This window comes from Streptomyces sp. NPDC018964 (assembly GCF_044390325.1).
Classification (GTDB): domain Bacteria; phylum Actinomycetota; class Actinomycetes; order Streptomycetales; family Streptomycetaceae; genus Streptomyces.
Genome location: NZ_JBIRYZ010000008.1, coordinates 322,041 through 339,816, shown reverse-complemented (window position 1 = coordinate 339,816; position 17,776 = coordinate 322,041). Strand labels below are relative to the sequence as shown.

Annotated in this window: 15 protein-coding genes; 3 read left to right on the top strand and 12 right to left on the bottom strand. The window is 71.1% G+C overall.

What is annotated here, in order from left to right:
• Nucleotides 1-79 precede the first annotated feature (79 nt).
• The 5 genes from ACH5AO_RS16770 to ACH5AO_RS16750 all read right to left on the bottom strand — a co-directional run bounded on the left by ACH5AO_RS16770 (nt 80) and on the right by ACH5AO_RS16750 (nt 6,769).
• On the bottom strand, nt 80-919 hold the full coding sequence (locus ACH5AO_RS16770; protein WP_398925178.1) for a carbohydrate ABC transporter permease: 840 nt from the start codon (nt 917-919) through the stop codon (nt 80-82).
• The gene (locus ACH5AO_RS16765) at nt 916-2,283 is read right to left on the bottom strand and encodes an ABC transporter permease subunit (protein ID WP_398925175.1); all 1,368 of its coding nucleotides are present in this window, start codon (nt 2,281-2,283) and stop codon (nt 916-918) included. The genes ACH5AO_RS16770 and ACH5AO_RS16765 overlap by 4 nt, the downstream gene beginning before the upstream one ends.
• A gap of 5 nt (nt 2,284-2,288) precedes the next feature.
• Nucleotides 2,289-3,617 carry an ABC transporter substrate-binding protein gene (locus ACH5AO_RS16760; protein ID WP_398925173.1) on the bottom strand — a complete coding sequence of 443 codons (1,329 nt, stop codon included), beginning with the start codon at nt 3,615-3,617 and terminating at the stop codon, nt 2,289-2,291.
• An 80-nt stretch (nt 3,618-3,697) separates the two neighbouring features.
• Nucleotides 3,698-5,317 (bottom strand): glycoside hydrolase family 13 protein, encoded by a 1,620-nt coding sequence (locus ACH5AO_RS16755; protein WP_398925171.1) that lies wholly within the window; start codon nt 5,315-5,317, stop codon nt 3,698-3,700.
• 180 nt (nt 5,318-5,497) lie between these two features.
• A complete protein-coding gene (locus tag ACH5AO_RS16750; protein ID WP_398925169.1) occupies nt 5,498-6,769 on the bottom strand; it encodes an ABC transporter substrate-binding protein in 1,272 nt (423 codons plus the stop codon).
• A 129-nt stretch (nt 6,770-6,898) separates the two neighbouring features.
• Between ACH5AO_RS16750 and ACH5AO_RS16745 the strand changes: the two genes are divergently transcribed.
• The 3 genes from ACH5AO_RS16745 to ACH5AO_RS16735 are packed head-to-tail and all read left to right on the top strand — an operon-like array spanning nt 6,899 to nt 10,489.
• Nucleotides 6,899-7,414 (top strand): PadR family transcriptional regulator, encoded by a 516-nt coding sequence (locus ACH5AO_RS16745; RefSeq protein WP_398925167.1) that lies wholly within the window; start codon nt 6,899-6,901, stop codon nt 7,412-7,414.
• Complete coding sequence (locus ACH5AO_RS16740; protein ID WP_398925165.1) at nt 7,411-8,163, top strand: ABC transporter ATP-binding protein; 753 nt, start codon at nt 7,411-7,413, stop codon at nt 8,161-8,163. Before ACH5AO_RS16745 ends, ACH5AO_RS16740 begins: the two co-directional genes overlap by 4 nt.
• Nucleotides 8,164-8,206: 43 nt before the next feature.
• Nucleotides 8,207-10,489, top strand: a complete 2,283-nt coding sequence (locus tag ACH5AO_RS16735; protein ID WP_398925163.1) for an FtsX-like permease family protein — start codon at nt 8,207-8,209, stop codon at nt 10,487-10,489.
• Between the two features lie 239 nt (nt 10,490-10,728).
• Here ACH5AO_RS16735 and ACH5AO_RS16730 read toward each other — a convergent pair whose 3' ends face one another.
• The 7 genes from ACH5AO_RS16730 to gap form a co-directional block, all read right to left on the bottom strand.
• Nucleotides 10,729-11,553 (bottom strand): hypothetical protein, encoded by an 825-nt coding sequence (locus ACH5AO_RS16730; protein WP_398925161.1) that lies wholly within the window; start codon nt 11,551-11,553, stop codon nt 10,729-10,731.
• Between the two features lie 89 nt (nt 11,554-11,642).
• Nucleotides 11,643-13,295, bottom strand: coding sequence for a glucose-6-phosphate isomerase (gene pgi / locus ACH5AO_RS16725; protein ID WP_398925159.1), 1,653 nt, complete (start codon nt 13,293-13,295; stop codon nt 11,643-11,645).
• 210 nt (nt 13,296-13,505) lie between these two features.
• The gene (locus tag ACH5AO_RS16720; RefSeq protein WP_003957010.1) at nt 13,506-13,841 is read right to left on the bottom strand and encodes an RNA polymerase-binding protein RbpA; all 336 of its coding nucleotides are present in this window, start codon (nt 13,839-13,841) and stop codon (nt 13,506-13,508) included.
• Between the two features lie 221 nt (nt 13,842-14,062).
• Nucleotides 14,063-14,293: a preprotein translocase subunit SecG gene (gene secG / locus ACH5AO_RS16715; RefSeq protein ID WP_030224637.1), complete on the bottom strand. Its 231-nt coding sequence runs from the start codon at nt 14,291-14,293 to the stop codon at nt 14,063-14,065.
• A gap of 101 nt (nt 14,294-14,394) precedes the next feature.
• Complete coding sequence (gene tpiA, locus ACH5AO_RS16710; protein WP_030858699.1) at nt 14,395-15,171, bottom strand: triose-phosphate isomerase; 777 nt, start codon at nt 15,169-15,171, stop codon at nt 14,395-14,397.
• 5 nt (nt 15,172-15,176) lie between these two features.
• Nucleotides 15,177-16,388 (bottom strand): phosphoglycerate kinase, encoded by a 1,212-nt coding sequence (locus ACH5AO_RS16705; RefSeq protein WP_398925156.1) that lies wholly within the window; start codon nt 16,386-16,388, stop codon nt 15,177-15,179.
• Between the two features lie 169 nt (nt 16,389-16,557).
• Nucleotides 16,558-17,565, bottom strand: a complete 1,008-nt coding sequence (gene gap, locus ACH5AO_RS16700; protein WP_398925153.1) for a type I glyceraldehyde-3-phosphate dehydrogenase — start codon at nt 17,563-17,565, stop codon at nt 16,558-16,560.
• Between the last annotated feature and the right edge of the window lie 211 nt (nt 17,566-17,776).

Below are 17,776 nucleotides of genomic sequence, written 5' to 3'. Positions count from 1 at the left end.
CGCCGCCCCTTCCCGTCCCGAAACTGGGGCGCTGCCCCCGGAGGACGGGAATGGGAAGGGGCGGCGGGGGCGAAGGAACCTACTTGACGGACCCCGCCATGACCCCCTGCACGAAGTGCCGCTGGAACGCGAAGAACACGACGACCGGCACCACCAGCGACAAGAACGCCCCCGGCGCCAGCACATCGATGTTGCTGCCGAACTGCCGGATCTGCGACTGAAGCTGCACCGTCAGCGGCTGCGCGGAACTGTCCGCGAACAGCAGCGCGACCAGCATGTCGTTCCACACCCACAGGAACTGGAAGATCGCGAGGCTGGCGATCGCCGGCCGCCCCACCGGCAGCACCAGCCGGGTGAAGATCCGCCACTCGCTCCCCCCGTCCATCCGGGCGGCCTCCAGCATCTCCTTCGGCATCTCCGCGAAGTAGTTCCGCAGCAGGAACACCGCGAACGGCAGCCCGTAGGCGACGTGGAACAGCACGACACCCGGAATGGTCCCGAACAGCCCGAGCTGCCCGAAGAGTTTCGCCACCGGCAGCAACCCGATCTGCACGGGCACGACCAACAGCGCGACGACGACCAGGAAGACGGGCTCACGCCCGGGGAAGTCCAGCCACGCGAAGGCGTATCCGGCCAGCGCGGCGACGACCACCACCAGCACCGTGGTCGGCACCGAGATCAGCACGGTGTTCCAGAACGCCTGCGTGATCCCCGAATTCCCCAGCAGCTCCGAGTAGTTCTGGAAGGACAGCTCCCCCGGGCTGGTGAACACGGTCCACCAGCCTCCCTCCGCCGTGTCCTCCGCGGACCGCAGCGAGGACAGGAACAGCCCGGCCAGCGGGGTCATCCACACCAGCCCGATCAGCACCAGGAACGCCTGCACCACCACGCTGCTCAGCACACGCCGCACCGCACTCATCGCTGACTCCTCCGGAAACGGCGGACGTTGAACACCATGGCCGGGACCACCAGGAGCAGCAGCAGCACGCCCAGCGCGCTGCCGAGGCCCTGGTTGTTGCCGCCGCCGAACGACACCAGCCACATCTGCGTCGCGAGCACGGTCGCGTCCTCCTGCACGGGTCCTGGCGCGATGATGTAGACGAGGTCGAAGACCTTCATCACGTTGATCACCAGCGTCACGAACACCACGGTGAGCACCGGCGCGAGCAGCGGGACGGTGATCCGCCGGAAGATCTGCCACTCGTTGGCCCCGTCCATCCGGGCGGCCTCCAGCGCGTCCCTGGGCAGGGTGGACAGCCCCGCCCCGATGAGCACCATCGCGAACCCGGTCCAGATCCACAGGTACGCTCCGATGATCGCCGGGGTGACGAGCGTGGGGCCGAGCCAGGAGATGCCGTCGTAGGGCGCGGCGAAGTTCGACGCGGGAAGCCTCAGCGCGTACGACCCGCCGTCGAGCCCGTCGAAGCCGAACGAGCCGTCGGCGGCGGTGGTCGTACTGGCGACCGTCTTCCCGTCGCGCACCGCCTCGACCGTGACGCCGGGCAGTCCGCTCTCCTCGCCGTCGACCACTCCCGGCTTTCCTCCCCCGCCGGGTGTGAAGTCGAGGTACACGACACCGCGCACCTCGTCGGAACCGGCCTTTGCGGCCGCGGCGCCGGCCGCGGGTTCGGCGTCCCCGGGCAGGTCCTTGGGCGCCACCCCCACCAGTCCCAGCACCGCCGCCGTGTCCCCGGGCGACACCTGAGCCCCGGTGACGTACGACCCGTCGTCCTCCTCGGTCAGCGTCTCGCCGTCCCGCGCACGGGCGGTCGGATAGGACGAGGAGCCCTTGAAGGCGTCGTGGACGGAGACGACGGCCGCGTTGAGCACGCCCTTGTCCGGGTCGTCGTCGTAGGCGAGCCGGAAGATGATGCCGGCGGCGAGGAACGACACGGCCATCGGCATGAACAGCAGCAGCTTGAAGGCGGTGGCCCAGCGGACCTTCTCCACCAGGACGGCCAGGATCAGCCCGAGTGCGGTCAGCAGCGTCGGTGCGACGACGACCCAGATCGCGGTGTTCCGGATGGCCTTGAGGGTGACCGGGTCGCGGAACATCTCGGCGTAGTTCTCGCCGCCCACGAACTCGTTGCCGGAGGCGTCGAAGAAGCTGCGGCCGACGGAGAACAGCACCGGGTACAGGACCAGGGCGCCCAGCAGGAGCAGGGCGGGGAACACGAACAGCAGGGCGATGACGCGGCCCCGACGGCGCAGGCGTCGGCCGCCCGCGCCGGCGGGGTGCGCGGATGCCGGTGGGCTCGCCTCTTTCACCAGTGTGTCGGTCATGGCGGTCAGTTCCCGTACGCCTTGGCCGCGGCCTTCTCGAGCTCGGCGGCGGTCTTCTCCGGGTCGGCCGGGTCGCGCAGGAAGTCCTGGAGGATCTTCCACTCGCCGGTGCCCTTGGTGCCGCCGAAGGCCGCGGGGGCCTGGTCGGACATGTCGAAGCGGACCGAGTCGCCCGCCTGGACCAAGGACTCGGCGGTGGCGCGGGTGACGTCGTCGCCGTAGGAGGTGAGGTCGAGGTTCTTGTTCGGGGAGAGGAAGCCGCCCGCCTCGGCCCACACGGCGGCGGCCTCGGGGGTGGAGAGGTACTCCACGAGTGCCATGCCGGCCTCGCTGTTCTTGCCGTCCTTGAGGACGACCGCCGCGTCACCGCCGCTGACCACGGGGGCCTTGCCGTCGCCGACCGGCGGGAAGGGGAAGAAGTTCGCGTCGGTGCCGATGCTCCTGCCGAACTGGTCCTTGGCGACACCGGCGACGAAGTCGCCCTCGTAGACCATCGCGGCCTCGGCCTTCGGGCCGAAGACCTTCTCCACCGAGCCGGGGAAGTCGGTGTTGAGGGCCTGCTTCCGGCCGCCCGCGACGAGCTGCTCGTCCTTGAACAGCTTGCCGAGGGTGGTGAGCGCCTCGACGACGGTCGGGTCGGTCCACTTGATCTCGTGGGCGGCGAGGGCGTCGTACTTCTCGGGTCCGGCCTGGGAGAGGTAGACGTTCTCGAACCAGTCGGTGAGGGTCCAGCCGTCCTGTCCGGCGACCGAGAACGCGGCGAGACCGGAGTCGGAGATCGTCCGTCCGTTCTCCAGCATGGCGTCGTACGTCTTCGGCGGGGTGACGCCGGCCTGTTCGAGGGCCTCGGGGCTGTACCAGACGGTCGACTTGTGGGCGGCCTTGAAGTACAGGCCGTACAGGGTGCCGTCGACGCTGCCGTAGTCCTGCCACACCTCGGCGAAGTTGCTGTCGATGTTGGCCTGCGTCTTCTTGTCGAGGGGCTTGAGCCAGCCGTTGCCGGCGAACTGCTTGAGCACGCCGACCTGCGGGACCATGACGACGTCGGGGGCGTTGCCGCCCTCGATCTTGCTGCCGACGACGGTGGAGACGTTGTCGCCGGTGGAGACGAAGGCGGTCTTGGCGCCGGTCTTCTCGGTGAAGGCGTCGAGCACCTTCTGGAAGTTCTCCTGCTCGCTGCCGGACCAGACGCCGGCGACGGTGACGGTCTGGCCGCTGAGCGCCTGGTCGCCGCCGCCGGCCGCGACGGGTTCGCCGCTGCCGCAGGCGGTCGCGCCGAGCGCGAGGACCAGGGCGGTGCATCCGGTGAGCAGGGTGGTACGTCGTCGCATCATCGTCGATGTCCCTTTGTCGGTACGGAAATTCGGTCGGTGCGGGTGTTCGGTCGGTGCGGAAGTTCGGTCGGTGCGGGTGTTCAGGAGCCGTCGATCCACCAGGCGGTGGTGGAGCCGGGCAGCGTCCCGGGCGGGCAGGGACCGCTGGCGAGCAGCGGGGCGCCGGCGACCGGGGCGGGTACGGGGGCGGTGCCGAAGTTGACGGCGCAGACCAGGTCGTCGCGGGCGAAGGCGAGGACGCCGGGCTGGGTGTCCAGCCAGCGGAGCGTGCCCTCGCCCAACTGGGTGAGGGAGGCGCGCAGTTGCAGGCCGTCGCGGTACAGGTGCCAGAAGGAGCGGGTGTCGGCCAGCGCCCGGTCGGTGGCGTGCTCGGCGAACCACTCGGGCTGCGGCAGCCAGGGCCGTACGCCCTCGGCGCCGGAGGTGAAGCCGAACGGTGAGGCCTGTCCGGACCAGGGCAGCGGCACCCGGCAGCCGTCGCGTATCCGGGCGCGGCTGCCGGTGCGGCGGAAGATCGGGTCGGTGAGCACGTCGTCGGGCAGGTCGACGACCTCGGGCAGGCCCAGTTCCTCGCCCTGGTAGATGTACGCGGCGCCGGGCAGTGCCAGCATCAGCAGGGCGGCGGCGCGGGCGCGGGCGGGGCCGAGTCCGCTGCCCTCCGGGGTGGGTTCGCCGTAGCGGGTGACGGTACGGACCTGGTCGTGGTTGTTGAGGACCCAGGTGACGGTGGAGCCGGTGCCCGCGATGTCCTGCATGGCCTCGGAGACGACCTTGCGGAAGGCGTCGGCGTCCCAGGGGGCGCCGAGGAGGTCGAAGAAGAAGGCCTGGTGGAGTTCGTCCGGGCGGACGTAGCGGGCGTGTTCGCGGGCGGTGGGGACGGAGACCTCGCCGACCAGGAGGCGTTCGCGGCCGTCGCGGGCGGTGTACTCCTCGCACACCGCGCGCCAGTGCCGCCACACCTCGTGCACCTCGGGCTGGTTCCAGGCGAGCGGGTTGACCGAGTCGCGGGTGCGGGCGTCGGCCTCCGGGTCCGGGGAGTCGGGCAGTTCGGGGTGTTTGAAGAGACCGGCGGCGACGTCGATGCGGAAGCCGTCGACGCCCCGGTCCAGCCAGAAGCGGAGGATTCGGTCGAACTCGGCGGCGACCCCGGGCTCGCGCCAGTTCCAGTCGGGCTGTTCGGGCGTGAACATGTGCAGGTACCACTGGCCGGGCCGGCCGTCCGGCTCGGTGACCCGGGTCCAGGCGGGGCCGCCGAACATGGCGTGCCAGTTGTTGGGCGGCTCGGCGCCGTCGGGGCCCCGGCCGTCGGCGAAGTGGAAGCGGGCCCGTTCGGGGCTGCCGGGGCCGGCGGCGAGGGCCGCGCGGAACCAGGGGTGCTCGCTGGAGCAGTGGTTGGGGACGATGTCCAGCAGCACCTTGATGCCGAGCCGCCGGGTGGCGTCGACCAGCAGGTCGAACTCGGCGAGGTCGCCGAAGACCGGGTCGACGCCGGTGTAGTCGGCCACGTCGTAGCCGTGGTCGTGCTGCGGCGAGGGGTAGAAGGGGCTCAGCCAGATCCCGTCCACGCCGAGTTTCTTCAGGTAGGGCAGCCCCGCCCTGACGCCGGCGAGATCGCCGATGCCGTCGCCGGTGCTGTCCAGAAAGCTGCGGACGTAGACCTGGTAGATCACCGCGTCACGCCACCAGTGGTGCCTGTTCACCCCATTGACCTGTCTGTGAGGAGTGCTCGTTATGCATGCATGTTAGGTAGCGGAGTCGCGAGGGTGTCAATGAATGTGTACGAGCTACCGTGGAGTTGGTCGGCGCAAACAGGTGCTCACGTGGGCACAACGGACACATTCGAGACGTCCGCGTTACCTAACATGTAACTAGGAGGGGTTCTATCGTGAGGAGACGGCGGCGAGCTCGGCCGCCAGTCGGCGCACCGCGGCCCCGGGCGTCTGCCGCCCGCTCATCGCGTCGTGCACCACCGCCTGCACCACCAGGCTCACCTGGTCGTAGTGCGGGCTCTTGGGGCGCGGAGCGGCGGCGAGCACGCTCTCGCGCAGGGTCGGCAGGTACGGGAACCGCCGGACCAGTTCCGGATCGTCGTACAGGTCGGCCCGTACGGGCGGCAGCGCGCCGCGGGTGAGGACCTGGCGCTGAGCGTGCTCGCCGGTGAGGTACGCGATCAGGCGCGCGGCGGAGTCGGGGTGCCGGGCGTGGCCGGCGACGGCCAGGTTGGAGCCGCCGAGGACGCTGGTGCCCGGGCCGTCCGGCCCCGGCAGCGGTACGGCACCGACCTTGCCGGCCACCTTCGAGCCCGGGGCTGAGGCGGCGACGTAGGCGTAGGGCCAGTTGCGCAGGAAGAGCAGCCTGCCGTCCTGGAAGGCCTGTTTGGACTCCTCCTCCTTGTACGCCAGCGCCTCCCGGGGGATCCAGCCCTCGCGGACCCCGCGGGCGAGGAAGCCGATGCCGTCCCGGGCCGCCCGCGAGTTCACGGTGACGCGTTCGCCCTCGTCGCCGAGGACGGTGCCGCCCGCCGAGTAGACGGCCTCGGCCGCGTTGACGGTGAGGCCCTCGTAGGGCAGGAACTGGCCGGCGTAGCCGTCGAGACCGTGCTCCGGGGCGAGGGTCTTCGCGGCCCGCTCCAGTTCGGCCCAGGTGCGCGGCGGCGGGACGCCCGCCTCGGCGAGGACGTCCGCGCGGTAGAGGAGCAGTCCGGCGTTGGTGACGTACGGGACGGCGTACAGGCGTCCGTCGTAGGTCGCCGTGTCCACGACCCGGGGCAGGAAGGTGTCGAGCGGGAAGCGGTCGCGGGGCAGCGGACGGATCCAGCCGGCGGCGGCGAACTCCGAGGTCCAGCTGACGTCGATGTTGAGCACGTCGAACCGGCCGCGCTCGCCGCCGCGCAGGTCGGTGATCATCTGCGCGCGGGTCTCGTCGGCGGAGTCGGGCAGCTCGACGAGGGTGACCTCCTCGCCGGGGTGGGTGCGGTTCCAGCCCTCCAGCACGGAGCCCAGGTAGCCGGTGAGGTCGCCGGCGGTGGCCAGGGTGAGCGGTCCGCGGCCGTCCCCGCCTGCCTCCCCGGCCCGCGCCCCGGAGGCGACGTGACCGGTCAGGACGACGATCAGGACAAGGAGGCCCCTACCCGCGGCATGGATCCACCGCATAGGTTCCTCCCTGTACACCGGCACCCGGGCATCGTCGTCCGGGGGTCAAGGCCATGTATACCCGTTAGGTATGCGCGATACTAGGGGCCGCGGCACATTGCCCCCCAGGACGCGAGGAGGAGAGCGCGAGTGCGGCTGTCCCTCCTGGCACTGCTCGCCCGTGGCCCGGCCCACGGCTACGAGCTCAAGCAGGGCCTTGAGCAACTGCTGGGCTCCGCGTACCCTCAGCCGAACGTCGGCCAGATCTACGTCACCCTCGGCCGCCTCGAGAAGTCGGGACTGATCGAGGGCGAGGACGTCGAGCAGTCGAGCCGGCCCAACAAGAAGGTCTACCACCTCACCGACGCCGGGCGGGAGGCGCTGCGCGCCTGGTACGAGGAGACGACGGACGAGCCGCGGGTGCGGGACGAGTTCTTCATGAAACTGGCCCTGGCCCCGCAGACCGGTCTCGCCGACCGGATCGCGCTGATCAACCGGCAGCGGCGCCAGTACCTGAACACCATGCGGCAGTTGTCGAAGCTGGCCGCCGCCGAGGACCGGGACAACCGCATCTCCCACCTGCTGATCGAGGGCGCCATGCTGCACCTGCAGGCCGACCTCGACTGGCTGGAGCGGTGCCAGGAGGAGCTGGAGGAGCTTCAGTGAGCGAGCGCACCGCTGAAGTGCTGCGCGCCGAGGGCCTGGTCAAGACGCACCACGGCGAGGGCGCCCCGGCGCACGCCGTGCGCGGGGTCGACCTGCGGGTGGCGCGCGGCGAGTTCGTGGCGATCACCGGCCCGTCCGGTGCGGGCAAGTCGACGCTGCTGCACCTGCTCGGCGGGCTCCAGCGGCCCGACGCGGGCAGCATCTGGCTGGACGGCACGTGCACCGACGGCTACGGGGAGGCCCGCTGGGCGGTGGAGCGCCGCAAGCGGATCGGGATCGTCTTCCAGTTCTTCAACCTGGTGTCCGACCTGTCGGTCGCCGACAACGTCGAGCTGCCCGCGCTGCTCGCCGGGGTGCCGCCGAAGAAGGCCCGCGCCGGGCGGGAGGAACTCCTGGCCGAGCTGGGGCTCGAGGGCAAGGAGCGCAGCATGCCGGGCGAGCTGTCCGGCGGTGAGCAGCAGCGGGTCGCGCTGGCCCGGGCGCTGGTCAACCATCCGCCGCTGCTGCTGGCCGACGAGCCCGCGGGCAGCCTGGACAGCAAGGGCACCCGCGAGGTGATGCGGCTGCTGTCCCGCTTCCACGCGCGCGGGCAGACGATCCTGCTGGTCACGCACGACGCGCGGCTGGCGAGCGCGGCGGACCGGGTGATCAGCTTCTTCGACGGCCGGATCGCCGATGACGCCGCGCTCGACGGCGGCGTCCCGCCGCGCCGGACGGGGGCGTCCGGTGTGCTGGAGCTCAAGGACTGACATGCGCGTCCACGACCGACCCGCGCCGAGGGGCTGAGCGCCCGTGCGAGCCACCCTGCGCTGGGCGCACTCCGATCTGCGCACGCACCGCGGCGAGGCGCTGTTCCTGGTGCTGGCCACCGCGGGCATCGTCGCGTCGCTGCTGCTGGCCACGGCCCTGTTCGGGTACGCCACCAACCCCTGGCAGCGGGTCTTCACGCAGGCGCGCGGCGCGCACGTCACGCTGCACACCACCGCCTCCGCCGACGCGGGGAGGCTGGCCGGGCTGGACGGCGTGGAGTCCGTCGCCGGCCCCTACCCGACGGCCTCGCTCACCCTCGCCTCGGCGGGCGGCCGGGCCTCCGTGGAGCTGCGCGGCACCTCCGGGGCGCCCGAGGTGGGCCGCCCGTTGATCACCTCGGGGCACTGGCTGGACCCGGCGACCCCCGACGGCGTGGTCCTGGAGAGACGGCTCGCGCGGGCGCTGCTGACCGCCCCCGGTGACACCCTCACCGTGCCCGGCACCGCGCGGGAACTGACCGTGGTGGGCGTCGCCGACAGCGCCGAGCCGCGCTACCGGCCGGGTGAGCGGGCGGGCCTGGTGTGGGCGCTGCCGTCGGCGGTGCCGGAACCGGGCGGCCGCGTGGTCGGGCTGCGGCTGACCGACCCGGGCGACACCGGGTACGCCGTGCAGCGGGCGGTGACCGAGCTGGGCGCCGAGGCGATCGGCGAGGTGGCCACCTGGCAGCAGGCGCGCGCCGAGGCACAGGGCGACAACCGGCTGCTGGGTCAGGTGCTCGGCCTGTTCGGTCTGGGCGCGCTGGCCGCCGCCGGGTTCGCCGTGCACGGGGCGATCGCCACCCGGATCCGGGGGCACCTGCGGGACATCTCGATCCTCAAGGCGATCGGCTTCACGCCCGGCCAGGTCGTCCGCGTCTTCCTGATCCAGCACCTCGGTTACGCCCTGCTCGGTGCCGTGGCCGCCGCCGCGCTCACCGAGGCGCTGGGCGGCGCGGTACCGGGGCGGCTCGGGGACGCGGTCGACGTGTGGCAGGGGCTGCCCGGACACACCGCGGCGCTGTTCGCCGTACCGGCAGGGGCGGTGCTGTTCATCGGCGCGACCACCGGGCTGGCCGCCTGGCGGGCGGGACGGGTGCCGCCGGTGCCGGTGCCGCGCCCGGTGGCGCCCCCGGCCGGGCGGCTGACCGGTGCGGCGCGGCGGGCGCTGGGGGCGCGGGTGCCGCCGGCGCTGGTCCTGGGCTGGCACAAGGCGTTCACCCGCCGGTCGCGTTCGCTGGGCGCGGTGGGCAGGCTGGCGCTGCCGCTGCTGCTGATCGTGGTGGCGCTGAGCGCGTGGACCACCATCGACCGGTTCCACAGCAGTCCGGAGCGGATGGGGCTGCCCACGGCGCTCAGTGTCCGCGCGGACGCCTCGCTGGGCGACCGGGAGACCCGCGCGCTGCTGGAGCGCGATCCTCAGGTCGCCGCCGCCTATCCGGGTGTGGAGGTGGCCGCGCTGGTTCCCGGCCAGACCGCCACCATCGCCCTGCGCGGCCTCGGCACCCGTGCGGAGCCGTACCCGTTCACGCTGGCCGAGGGGCGGCCCGCGCGCGGGCCGGACGAGGCGGTGGCCGGTCAGGGACTGCTCGACCTGCTGCACGTGCGGGTGGGCGACTGGGTGCGGATGACCGTCGGCGACCGGCCGCAGATCCTGCACATCGTCGGCCGCAGCATCGAACCGGAGAACGCCGGCCGGACCGTCTCCACCTCGCTGGACACCCTCCGCGCCAACGACCCGGACCTGCGGCCGGCCCTTTACCAGCTCCGGCTGGACCCCGGCGCGGACCCGGCCGCGGTCGCCGAGCGGCTGACGGCGGCGGGCCGCGGCCACCTGGACGTGCACACCGTGGCCAACCCGGCCGACGGGCTGTCCCCGCTGCGCGCGGTGGTCCTCGGCCTGGTCGTGGTCCTCGCGCTGATCGGGCTGATCGAGCTGCTGACGGCGATCGGCGGCACGGTCCGTGAGGGTGAACGCGATCTGCTGGCGCTCAAGGCCGTCGGTCTGACCCCCCGGCAGATCACCGCCGTCACGGTCACCGCCACGGCCGGTACGGCTCTGGCGGCCGTGCTCCTCGCCATGGCCCTGGGGCTGCCGCTGGCGCGCTGGCTGATCGACGCCCAGGGGAGGTCGAGCGGCATCGGCGCCGGTATCGCCCAGCTGCCCTCCCCCGCGCTGCTCGTGCCGCTCGGCGCGGCGGCGGTGCTGGGGGCCGCGGCCCTCGCCGCGCTCCCGGCGGCGCGAGCGGCCCGACGGCGCCTGGCGGACACCCTGAGCGCGGTGGCGTGAGCGGCAGGGGCGCGTACGGCCACTTGCTTTTTCGCCCCCGCCGCCCTTACCCGTCCCATCCCGGGGGCGCTGCCCCCGGACCCCCGCTCCTCAAACTCCCCCAGAGGGGGTACCCCCAGAGGGGCTAAATCTCAGCCCCTCCGGCGTTTGAGGAGCGGGGTCTGGGGCGGAGCCCCAGTTTCGGGACGGGAAGGGGCGGCGGGGGCGAAACAACCCCCGTGTGACGCGGCGTCAGCCGGTCAGCCACCGCCGCGGACGTAGGGGTTCCCCTGCGGCGGTACGCGGGGCGGTCCCGTCGGCGGCATGGCTGAAGGCATCGGCGGCAGGCTCGCCGGATGGGCGCCCAGCCGGATGCCGTAGCGCCGCTTCAACCGGACCGTCTCCGCCCAGGCGATCGCCGTCACGGTCACCGGGGCGCCCAGGATGAAGACGATGCCCAGGGTGAGGCTCAGCCCGTGCAGATCGCCGGTGACGAGGTCCGGGAGCGCCGTCAGCCAACTGGTCACCGTGGCGAGCAGCGCCGGCAGAGCGCGGTGCACGGCGGCCGTGCCGAAGAAGTTGCTGGAGACCCGGACGGCCCCGGAGACCAGGAAGACGGCCATCCACATCATCGTCAGGCCGACGCCCATGGTCACGAGCATGCTGTTCGAGTCGTTCGTCCACTGCACCAGCACCACCGTCGCCACCACGCAGCCGATGAACAGCAGGAGCGGCTTGAGGGAGTTGAGCAGCGGCACCCGAAGCCGGCGCACGGTGCCGGTGCGCCGCCAGACGAAGAGCATCACGCCGACCGTCAGCGGGGTGAGCAACAGCAGCACCGCCGAGGCGGTCAGCGCGTTCTCCAGCAGCTCCGTGATCTCGAAACCGCCCTCCAGGACGGTGTAGACGCCGACGGAGGCGACCGCTCCGGCGATGACCCTGAAGCGCTTGAGCCGCTCGATGGACGGGTCGAGCGGCTGCGGGATCCACGCGGGGTGGAACACCGCCCCGGCGACGTGGTGGGGTTTCAGGAAGGTACGGGCCCTCAGCGTGCCGCCGGTCCAACTCCCGGACGTATGTGCCACCTTGTGCTCCCCCGAGCGTTCGCCGTGATGATCGCGGGGGATTCCGCGGGAAGCGGACGGTGTCCCGCCGCCCGCTTCCCGCACCGTGCTCACTGCCGGCCGCGCAGCTCCCGGTAGGTGGTGACCAGGGCCTTGGTGGAGGCGTCCAGGTCCGGCACGTCGGCGCCCTCGGTGAGGGCGGGCTCGACGCGCTTGGCGAGGACCTTGCCGAGTTCGACGCCCCACTGGTCGAAGGAGTCGATGTTCCAGATCGCGCCCTGCACGAACACCTTGTGCTCGTAGAGCGCGACGAGCTGGCCGAGCACGGACGGTGTGAGCTCCCGCGCGAGGATCGTGGTCGTCGGGTGGTCGCCCTTGAACGTCTTGTGCGGGACCAGTTCCTCCGGCACCCCTTCGGCGCGCACCTCGTCCGGGGTCTTGCCGAAGGCCAGGGCCTGGGTCTGGGCGAAGAAGTTGGCCATCAACAGGTCGTGCTGGGCCCCCAGTTCGTCGCTCAGCTCGGCGACGGGCTCGGCGAAGCCGATGAAGTCCGCCGGGATCAGCTTCGTCCCCTGGTGGATCAACTGGTAGTAGGCGTGCTGCCCGTTGGTGCCGGGCGTGCCCCACACCACCGGCCCCGTCTGCCAGTCGACCTCGCGCCCGTCCCGGCCGACGTACTTGCCGTTGGACTCCATGTCGAGCTGCTGGAGGTAGGCGGTGAACTTCGACAGGTAGTGCGAGTACGGCAGCACCGCGTGCGACTGCGCGTCGTGGAAGTTGTTGTACCAGACGCCCAGCAGGCCCATCAGCAGCGGGGCGTTGGCCTCGGCGGGGGCGGTGCGGAAGTGCTCGTCGACGATCCGGAACCCGTCGAGCATCTCCCGGAAGCGGTCCGGGCCGATGGCGATCATCAGCGACAGGCCGATGGCGGAGTCGTAGGAGTAGCGTCCGCCGACCCAGTCCCAGAACTCGAACATGTTGGCCGTGTCGATGCCGAACTCGGCGACCTTCTGGGCGTTCGTCGACAGGGCGACGAAGTGCTTGGCGACGGCGGCCTCGTCCTCGAGGGCGTTCAGCAGCCAGGTGCGCGCGGAGGTGGCGTTGGTGACCGTCTCGATGGTGGTGAAGGTCTTGGACGCGATGACGAACAGCGTCTCGGCCGGGTCCAGGTCGCGGGTGGCCTCGTGCAGGTCGGCGCCGTCCACGTTGGACACGAAGCGGACGGTGAGGTCGCGGTCGGTGAAGGCGCGCAGCGCCTCGTACGCCATGGCGGGGCCCAGGTCGGAGCCGCCGATGCCGACGTTGACGACGGTGCGGATGCGCTTGCCGGTGTGGCCCGTCCACGCGCCGGAGCGGACGCGGTCGGCGAAGTCGGCCATCCTGTCGAGGACGGCGTGCACGGCCGGGACGACGTTCTCCCCGTCGACCTCGACGACCGCGTCCGGGGCGGCCCGGAGCGCGGTGTGCAGGACGGCCCGGTCCTCGGTGGTGTTGATCTTCTCGCCGCGGAACATGGCGTCGCGCAGCCCGAACACGTCGGTGGCGGCGGCCAGTTCCCTCAGCAGCCGCAGGGTGTCGTCGGTGACCAGGTGCTTGGAGTAGTCGACGTACAGGTCACCGACCCGGAGGGCGTACCCGGTGCCGCGGCCGGGGTCGGCGGCGAACAGCTCGCGCAGCCGCACCTCGCCGAGCTCCTCACGGTGCTTGGCCAGTGCGGTCCACTCGGGCATCTGGTTGAGCCTGGTACGACCGTCTGCGTTCATCTCGGACTTCAGCCTTCTTCCTTGGATGGCCCCGCTGCGACCAACCTAATTGATCAGCGGTGAACAGAACGGAAGAGGAAGACGAAAGGAATCCGAAACGGTTCGGCAGCGCTCCGAAAGGGCGCGGGACCGTACCGACGTGCGGCTACCGCCGCGCGGGCGCGACCGGCCACGACGGCGCCGTGGACGCCGTACCGCCCCGTGGGGCGCTCAGATCTCGCCCCGCAGCTTCGCGAGGGCTTCCGCGAGGATCGCCTCGCCGTCCGCGTCGCTGCGCCGCTCCCGCACGTAGGCGAGGTGCGTCTTGTAGGGCTCGGTGCGCGGCGGGTCCGGCGGGTTGTCGCGGTCCTGCCCGGCCGGGAACCCGCAGCGGGGGCAGTCCCAGGTGTCGGGCACCTGCGCGTCGCTCGCGAAGCTCGGCTGTGTCTCGTGCCCGTTGGAGCACCAGAAGGAGATGCGCAGCCGGGGCGCGGACTCGCCGCGTTCGGCCTCGCCCATCGGGCCCGCCCCGACCCGGCTTCCCCGGATCGCGTTGCCACTTGCCACGGTCGTAACTCCCTGCGTGATGGTGCCGCGAAGCGAGTCGGCGTTCCGCTTCGCTGCGAGCGCCTCAGTCTACGTAAGGCCCAACGCACGTCCAGTGTGGGGAGTTACCGGCCCCGTATCCAGACGTAGGCCCCATGATAGGCCGCGCTCAGCTGCGCGTACCCAACATGGGGCCTTACGTGCGGAATGCTTGGGAAATGGGTGCGCGACGCGCTCTCGGATCAGTTGTTCATCTTCATGGTGATGCCGAGCACGACGATGCACGCGAACCAGAGCAGACCGACCACGAGGGTGATCCGGTCGAGGTTGCGCTCGGCGACCGAGGAGCCGCCGACGGAGGACTGCATGCCGCCACCGAACATGTCGGAGAGACCGCCGCCCTTCCCCTTGTGCATCAGCACCAGCAGCATCAGCAGCAGGCTGAAGACGATCAGGGCGATGGAGAACCCCATAACCACGGCTGGACCAACTTCCTCGGATTCGGATGGACGACGCGGGGCCCAGCACGGTGCTGGACCCCGCAAGGGTACGACGGATCGCTGCTAGCGCATACTCACTGGTCGCGGAAACGAACGATCTTGACGAACTCGTCGGCGTCCAGCGAGGCGCCGCCGACCAGGGCGCCGTCGATGTCGGCCTGCGCCATGATCTCGGCGACGTTGCCGGACTTGACGGAGCCGCCGTACTGGATGCGGACCTTGTCGGCCAGCTCCTGGCTGTACAGCTCGGCGAGCTTGCCCCGGATGGCCGCGCAGACCTCCTGGGCGTCCTCGGCGCCGCAGACCTTGCCGGTGCCGATGGCCCACACCGGCTCGTAGGCGATCACGACCGTCTCGGCCTGCTCGGCCGGGAGGTCCTTCAGACCGCCCTCGACCTGGGCGAGGGTGTGGGAGACGTGGTTGCCCGCCTCGCGGACCTCCAGCTCCTCGCCGACGCAGAGGATGGGGGTGATGCCGTGCTTGTAGGCGGCCTTCACCTTGGCGTTCACGATCTCGTCGGTCTCGGCGTGGTACTGGCGCCGCTCCGAGTGCCCGACGGCGACGTAGGTGCACTTCAGCTTGGCCAGCATCGGGCCGGAGATCTCGCCGGTGTAGGCGCCGCCGTCGTGCGCCGAGATGTCCTGGGCGCCGTACGTGATCCTCAGCTTGTCGCCGTCGACCAGGGTCTGCACGGAGCGCAGGTCGGTGAAGGGCGGCAGGACGGCGACGTCGACGGCCTCGTAGTCCTTGTCGGCGAGGGCGAAGGCGAGCTTCTGGACGTGGGCGATGGCCTCCAGGTGGTTGAGGTTCATCTTCCAGTTGCCCGCCATCAGCGGCGTGCGGGTGGTCATCGGGGTCAGTCCTCCAGTGCGGCGAGGCCGGGGAGCGTCTTGCCCTCGAGGTATTCGAGGGAGGCGCCGCCGCCGGTCGAGATGTGGCCGAATGCCTGCTCGTCGAAGCCCAGGATGCGGACGGCCGCGGCGGAGTCGCCGCCGCCGACCACGGTGAAGCCCGGGGAGTCGATGAGGGCCTGGGCGACCGCCTTGGTGCCCTCGGCGTAATCGGGGTGCTCGAAGACGCCCATGGGGCCGTTCCAGAAGACGGTGGCGGCGTCGGCGAGCTTCGAGGCGTACAGCTTGCGGGTCTCGGGACCGATGTCCAGGCCCATGTGGCCGGCCGGGATGGCGTCCGCGGCGACGTTGGCGGGGTGGGACGGCGCCTTGGTCTTCATGTCGGGGAACTCGGCGGCGACCAGCGTGTCGACCGGCAGCACCAGCTCGACGCCGTTCTTCTCGGCGCGCTCCAGGTACTCCAGGACGGCCGGGATCTGGTCCTCCTGCACCAGCGACGTGCCGATCTCGTGGCCCTGGGCCTTGAGGAAGGTGTAGGCCATGCCGCCGCCGATGAGGATGCGGTCGGCCTTGCCGAGCAGCTCGTCGATGACGGCGAGCTTGTCGGAGACCTTGGCGCCGCCGAGGGCGACGACATAGGGCCGCCGGACGTCGTCGGTGAGCTTCTTCAGGACGCCGACCTCGGTGGCGATGAGGTGGCCGGCGTAGTGCGGCAGCCGCGCCGGGAGGTCGAAGACCGAGGCGTGCTTGCGGTGCACCGCGCCGAAGCCGTCGCCCACGTACAGGTCGGCGAGGGCGGCGAGCCGGTCGGCGAAGGCGGCGCGCTCGGCGTCGTCCTTGGACGTCTCACCGGCGTTGAAGCGCAGGTTCTCGATGACCGCGACCTGTCCGTCGGCCAGGCCGGCGACGGTGGCGGTCGCGGACTCGCCGACCGTGTCGGTCGCGAACGCGACGTCGGCGCCGAGGAGTTCACCGAGGCGCGCGGCGGCCGGGGCGAGCGAGAAGGCGGGGTCCGGGGCGCCCTTGGGGCGGCCCAGGTGGGAGGCGACGACCACGCGGGCGCCCGCCTCGGCGAGGGCCTTGACGGTGGGCAGCACGGCGCGGATGCGGCCGTCGTCGGTGATGGTCGTGCCGTCCAGCGGCACGTTGAGGTCGGCGCGGACGAAGACCCGCTTGCCCGCGACGCCTTCGGAGAGGAGTTCGTCGATCGTCTTCATGGGGGCTCCCTGGCTAGAGCTGGCTGGAGCGACGTGCCCAGCGACGTGTTCGCTCGTGTTCGCTCGTGATCGAAAGCGGGCGGCCGTTCCGATACGTGCGTCAGGGCTCGGACAGCGCGTTGCCGCACCGGCCGAGCCCTGCACTCATATCAGGCTGCCCGCTCCGCGATCAGAGCTGGTTGCCCACGAAGACCGTCAGGTCGACGAGGCGGTTGCTGTAGCCCCACTCGTTGTCGTACCAGCCGATGACCTTCACGCTCTTGCCCTCCTGGACCATGGTCAGGGAGGAGTCGAAGGTGCAGGACGCCGGGGCGTTGACGATGTCGGAGGAGACGATCTCGTCCTCGGTGTACTCGAGGTAGCCCTTCAGCTCGCCCTCGGCGGCCTTCTGGAAGGCGGCGTTGACCTCTTCCTTGGTGACCTCGCGGGAGAGCTCGACGACCAGGTCGGTGACCGAGCCGGTCGGGACCGGGACGCGCATGGCCATGCCGTCCAGCTTGCCCTTGAGCTGCGGGAGCACCAGGGCGGTGGCCTTGGCGGCACCGGTGGTGGTCGGGATGATGTTCTCGGCGGCGGCACGGGCGCGGCGCAGGTCCTTGTGCGGGAAGTCCAGGATGCGCTGGTCGTTCGTGTACGCGTGCACCGTGGTCATCAGACCCTTGACGATGCCGAAGTTCTCGTCGAGCACCTTCGCCATCGGCGCCACACAGTTGGTGGTGCAGGAGGCGTTGGAGATGACGTGGTGGTTGGCCGGGTCGTACTGCTCGTGGTTGACGCCCATGACGAGGGTGATGTCCTCGTTCTTCGCCGGGGCGGAGATGATGACCTTCTTGGCGCCGCCGGCGATGTGCTTCTCGGCGTCTTCCTTCTTGGTGAAGATGCCGGTCGACTCGATGACGATGTCGACGCCCAGCTCGCCCCACGGGATGTCGGCGGGGTTGCGCTCGGAGAGCACCTTGATCGTCTTGCCGTCGACGGTGATGGTGTCCTCGGTGTGCGAGACCTCCTGCTTGAGGCGGCCGAGGATGGTGTCGTACTTCAGCAGGTGGGCGGTGGTCGCGGTGTCACCCAGGTCGTTGACAGCCACGATCTCGATGTCCGCACCCTGCTCCAGCAGCGCGCGGAAGTAGTTGCGACCGATGCGGCCAAAGCCGTTGATGCCTACGCGGATCGTCACGAACCGATCTCCTCGTTGGTACGCCGGCCCGATGTGCCGGCGAGCTGTGTTTGGGATGTCCCCGACCACTGCCGACCCTACATCTCCGGGGCTCCGGCCGTGACATCGAGTTGCCCCATACCCGGCGGAGCGGCCCGTACCCGTGAGTAGGGTGCGGACCGCCCCGTCCGACGCTCCGACGTCACTCGATCTCGTCACGGATCGTCAGTAC

Excerpts from the sequence above, each read along its gene's own strand:
- ACH5AO_RS16770 (WP_398925178.1), bottom strand. The coding sequence starts at position 919 with ATGAGTGCGGTGCGGCGTGTGCTGAGCAGCGTGGTGGTGCAGGCGTTC.
- ACH5AO_RS16765 (WP_398925175.1), bottom strand. The coding sequence starts at position 2,283 with ATGACCGACACACTGGTGAAAGAGGCGAGCCCACCGGCATCCGCGCAC.
- ACH5AO_RS16760 (WP_398925173.1), bottom strand. The coding sequence starts at position 3,617 with ATGATGCGACGACGTACCACCCTGCTCACCGGATGCACCGCCCTGGTC.
- ACH5AO_RS16750 (WP_398925169.1), bottom strand. The coding sequence starts at position 6,769 with ATGCGGTGGATCCATGCCGCGGGTAGGGGCCTCCTTGTCCTGATCGTC.
- pgi (WP_398925159.1), bottom strand. The coding sequence starts at position 13,295 with ATGAACGCAGACGGTCGTACCAGGCTCAACCAGATGCCCGAGTGGACC.
- secG (WP_030224637.1), bottom strand. The coding sequence starts at position 14,293 with ATGGGGTTCTCCATCGCCCTGATCGTCTTCAGCCTGCTGCTGATGCTG.
- tpiA (WP_030858699.1), bottom strand. The coding sequence starts at position 15,171 with ATGACCACCCGCACGCCGCTGATGGCGGGCAACTGGAAGATGAACCTC.
- ACH5AO_RS16705 (WP_398925156.1), bottom strand. The coding sequence starts at position 16,388 with ATGAAGACGATCGACGAACTCCTCTCCGAAGGCGTCGCGGGCAAGCGG.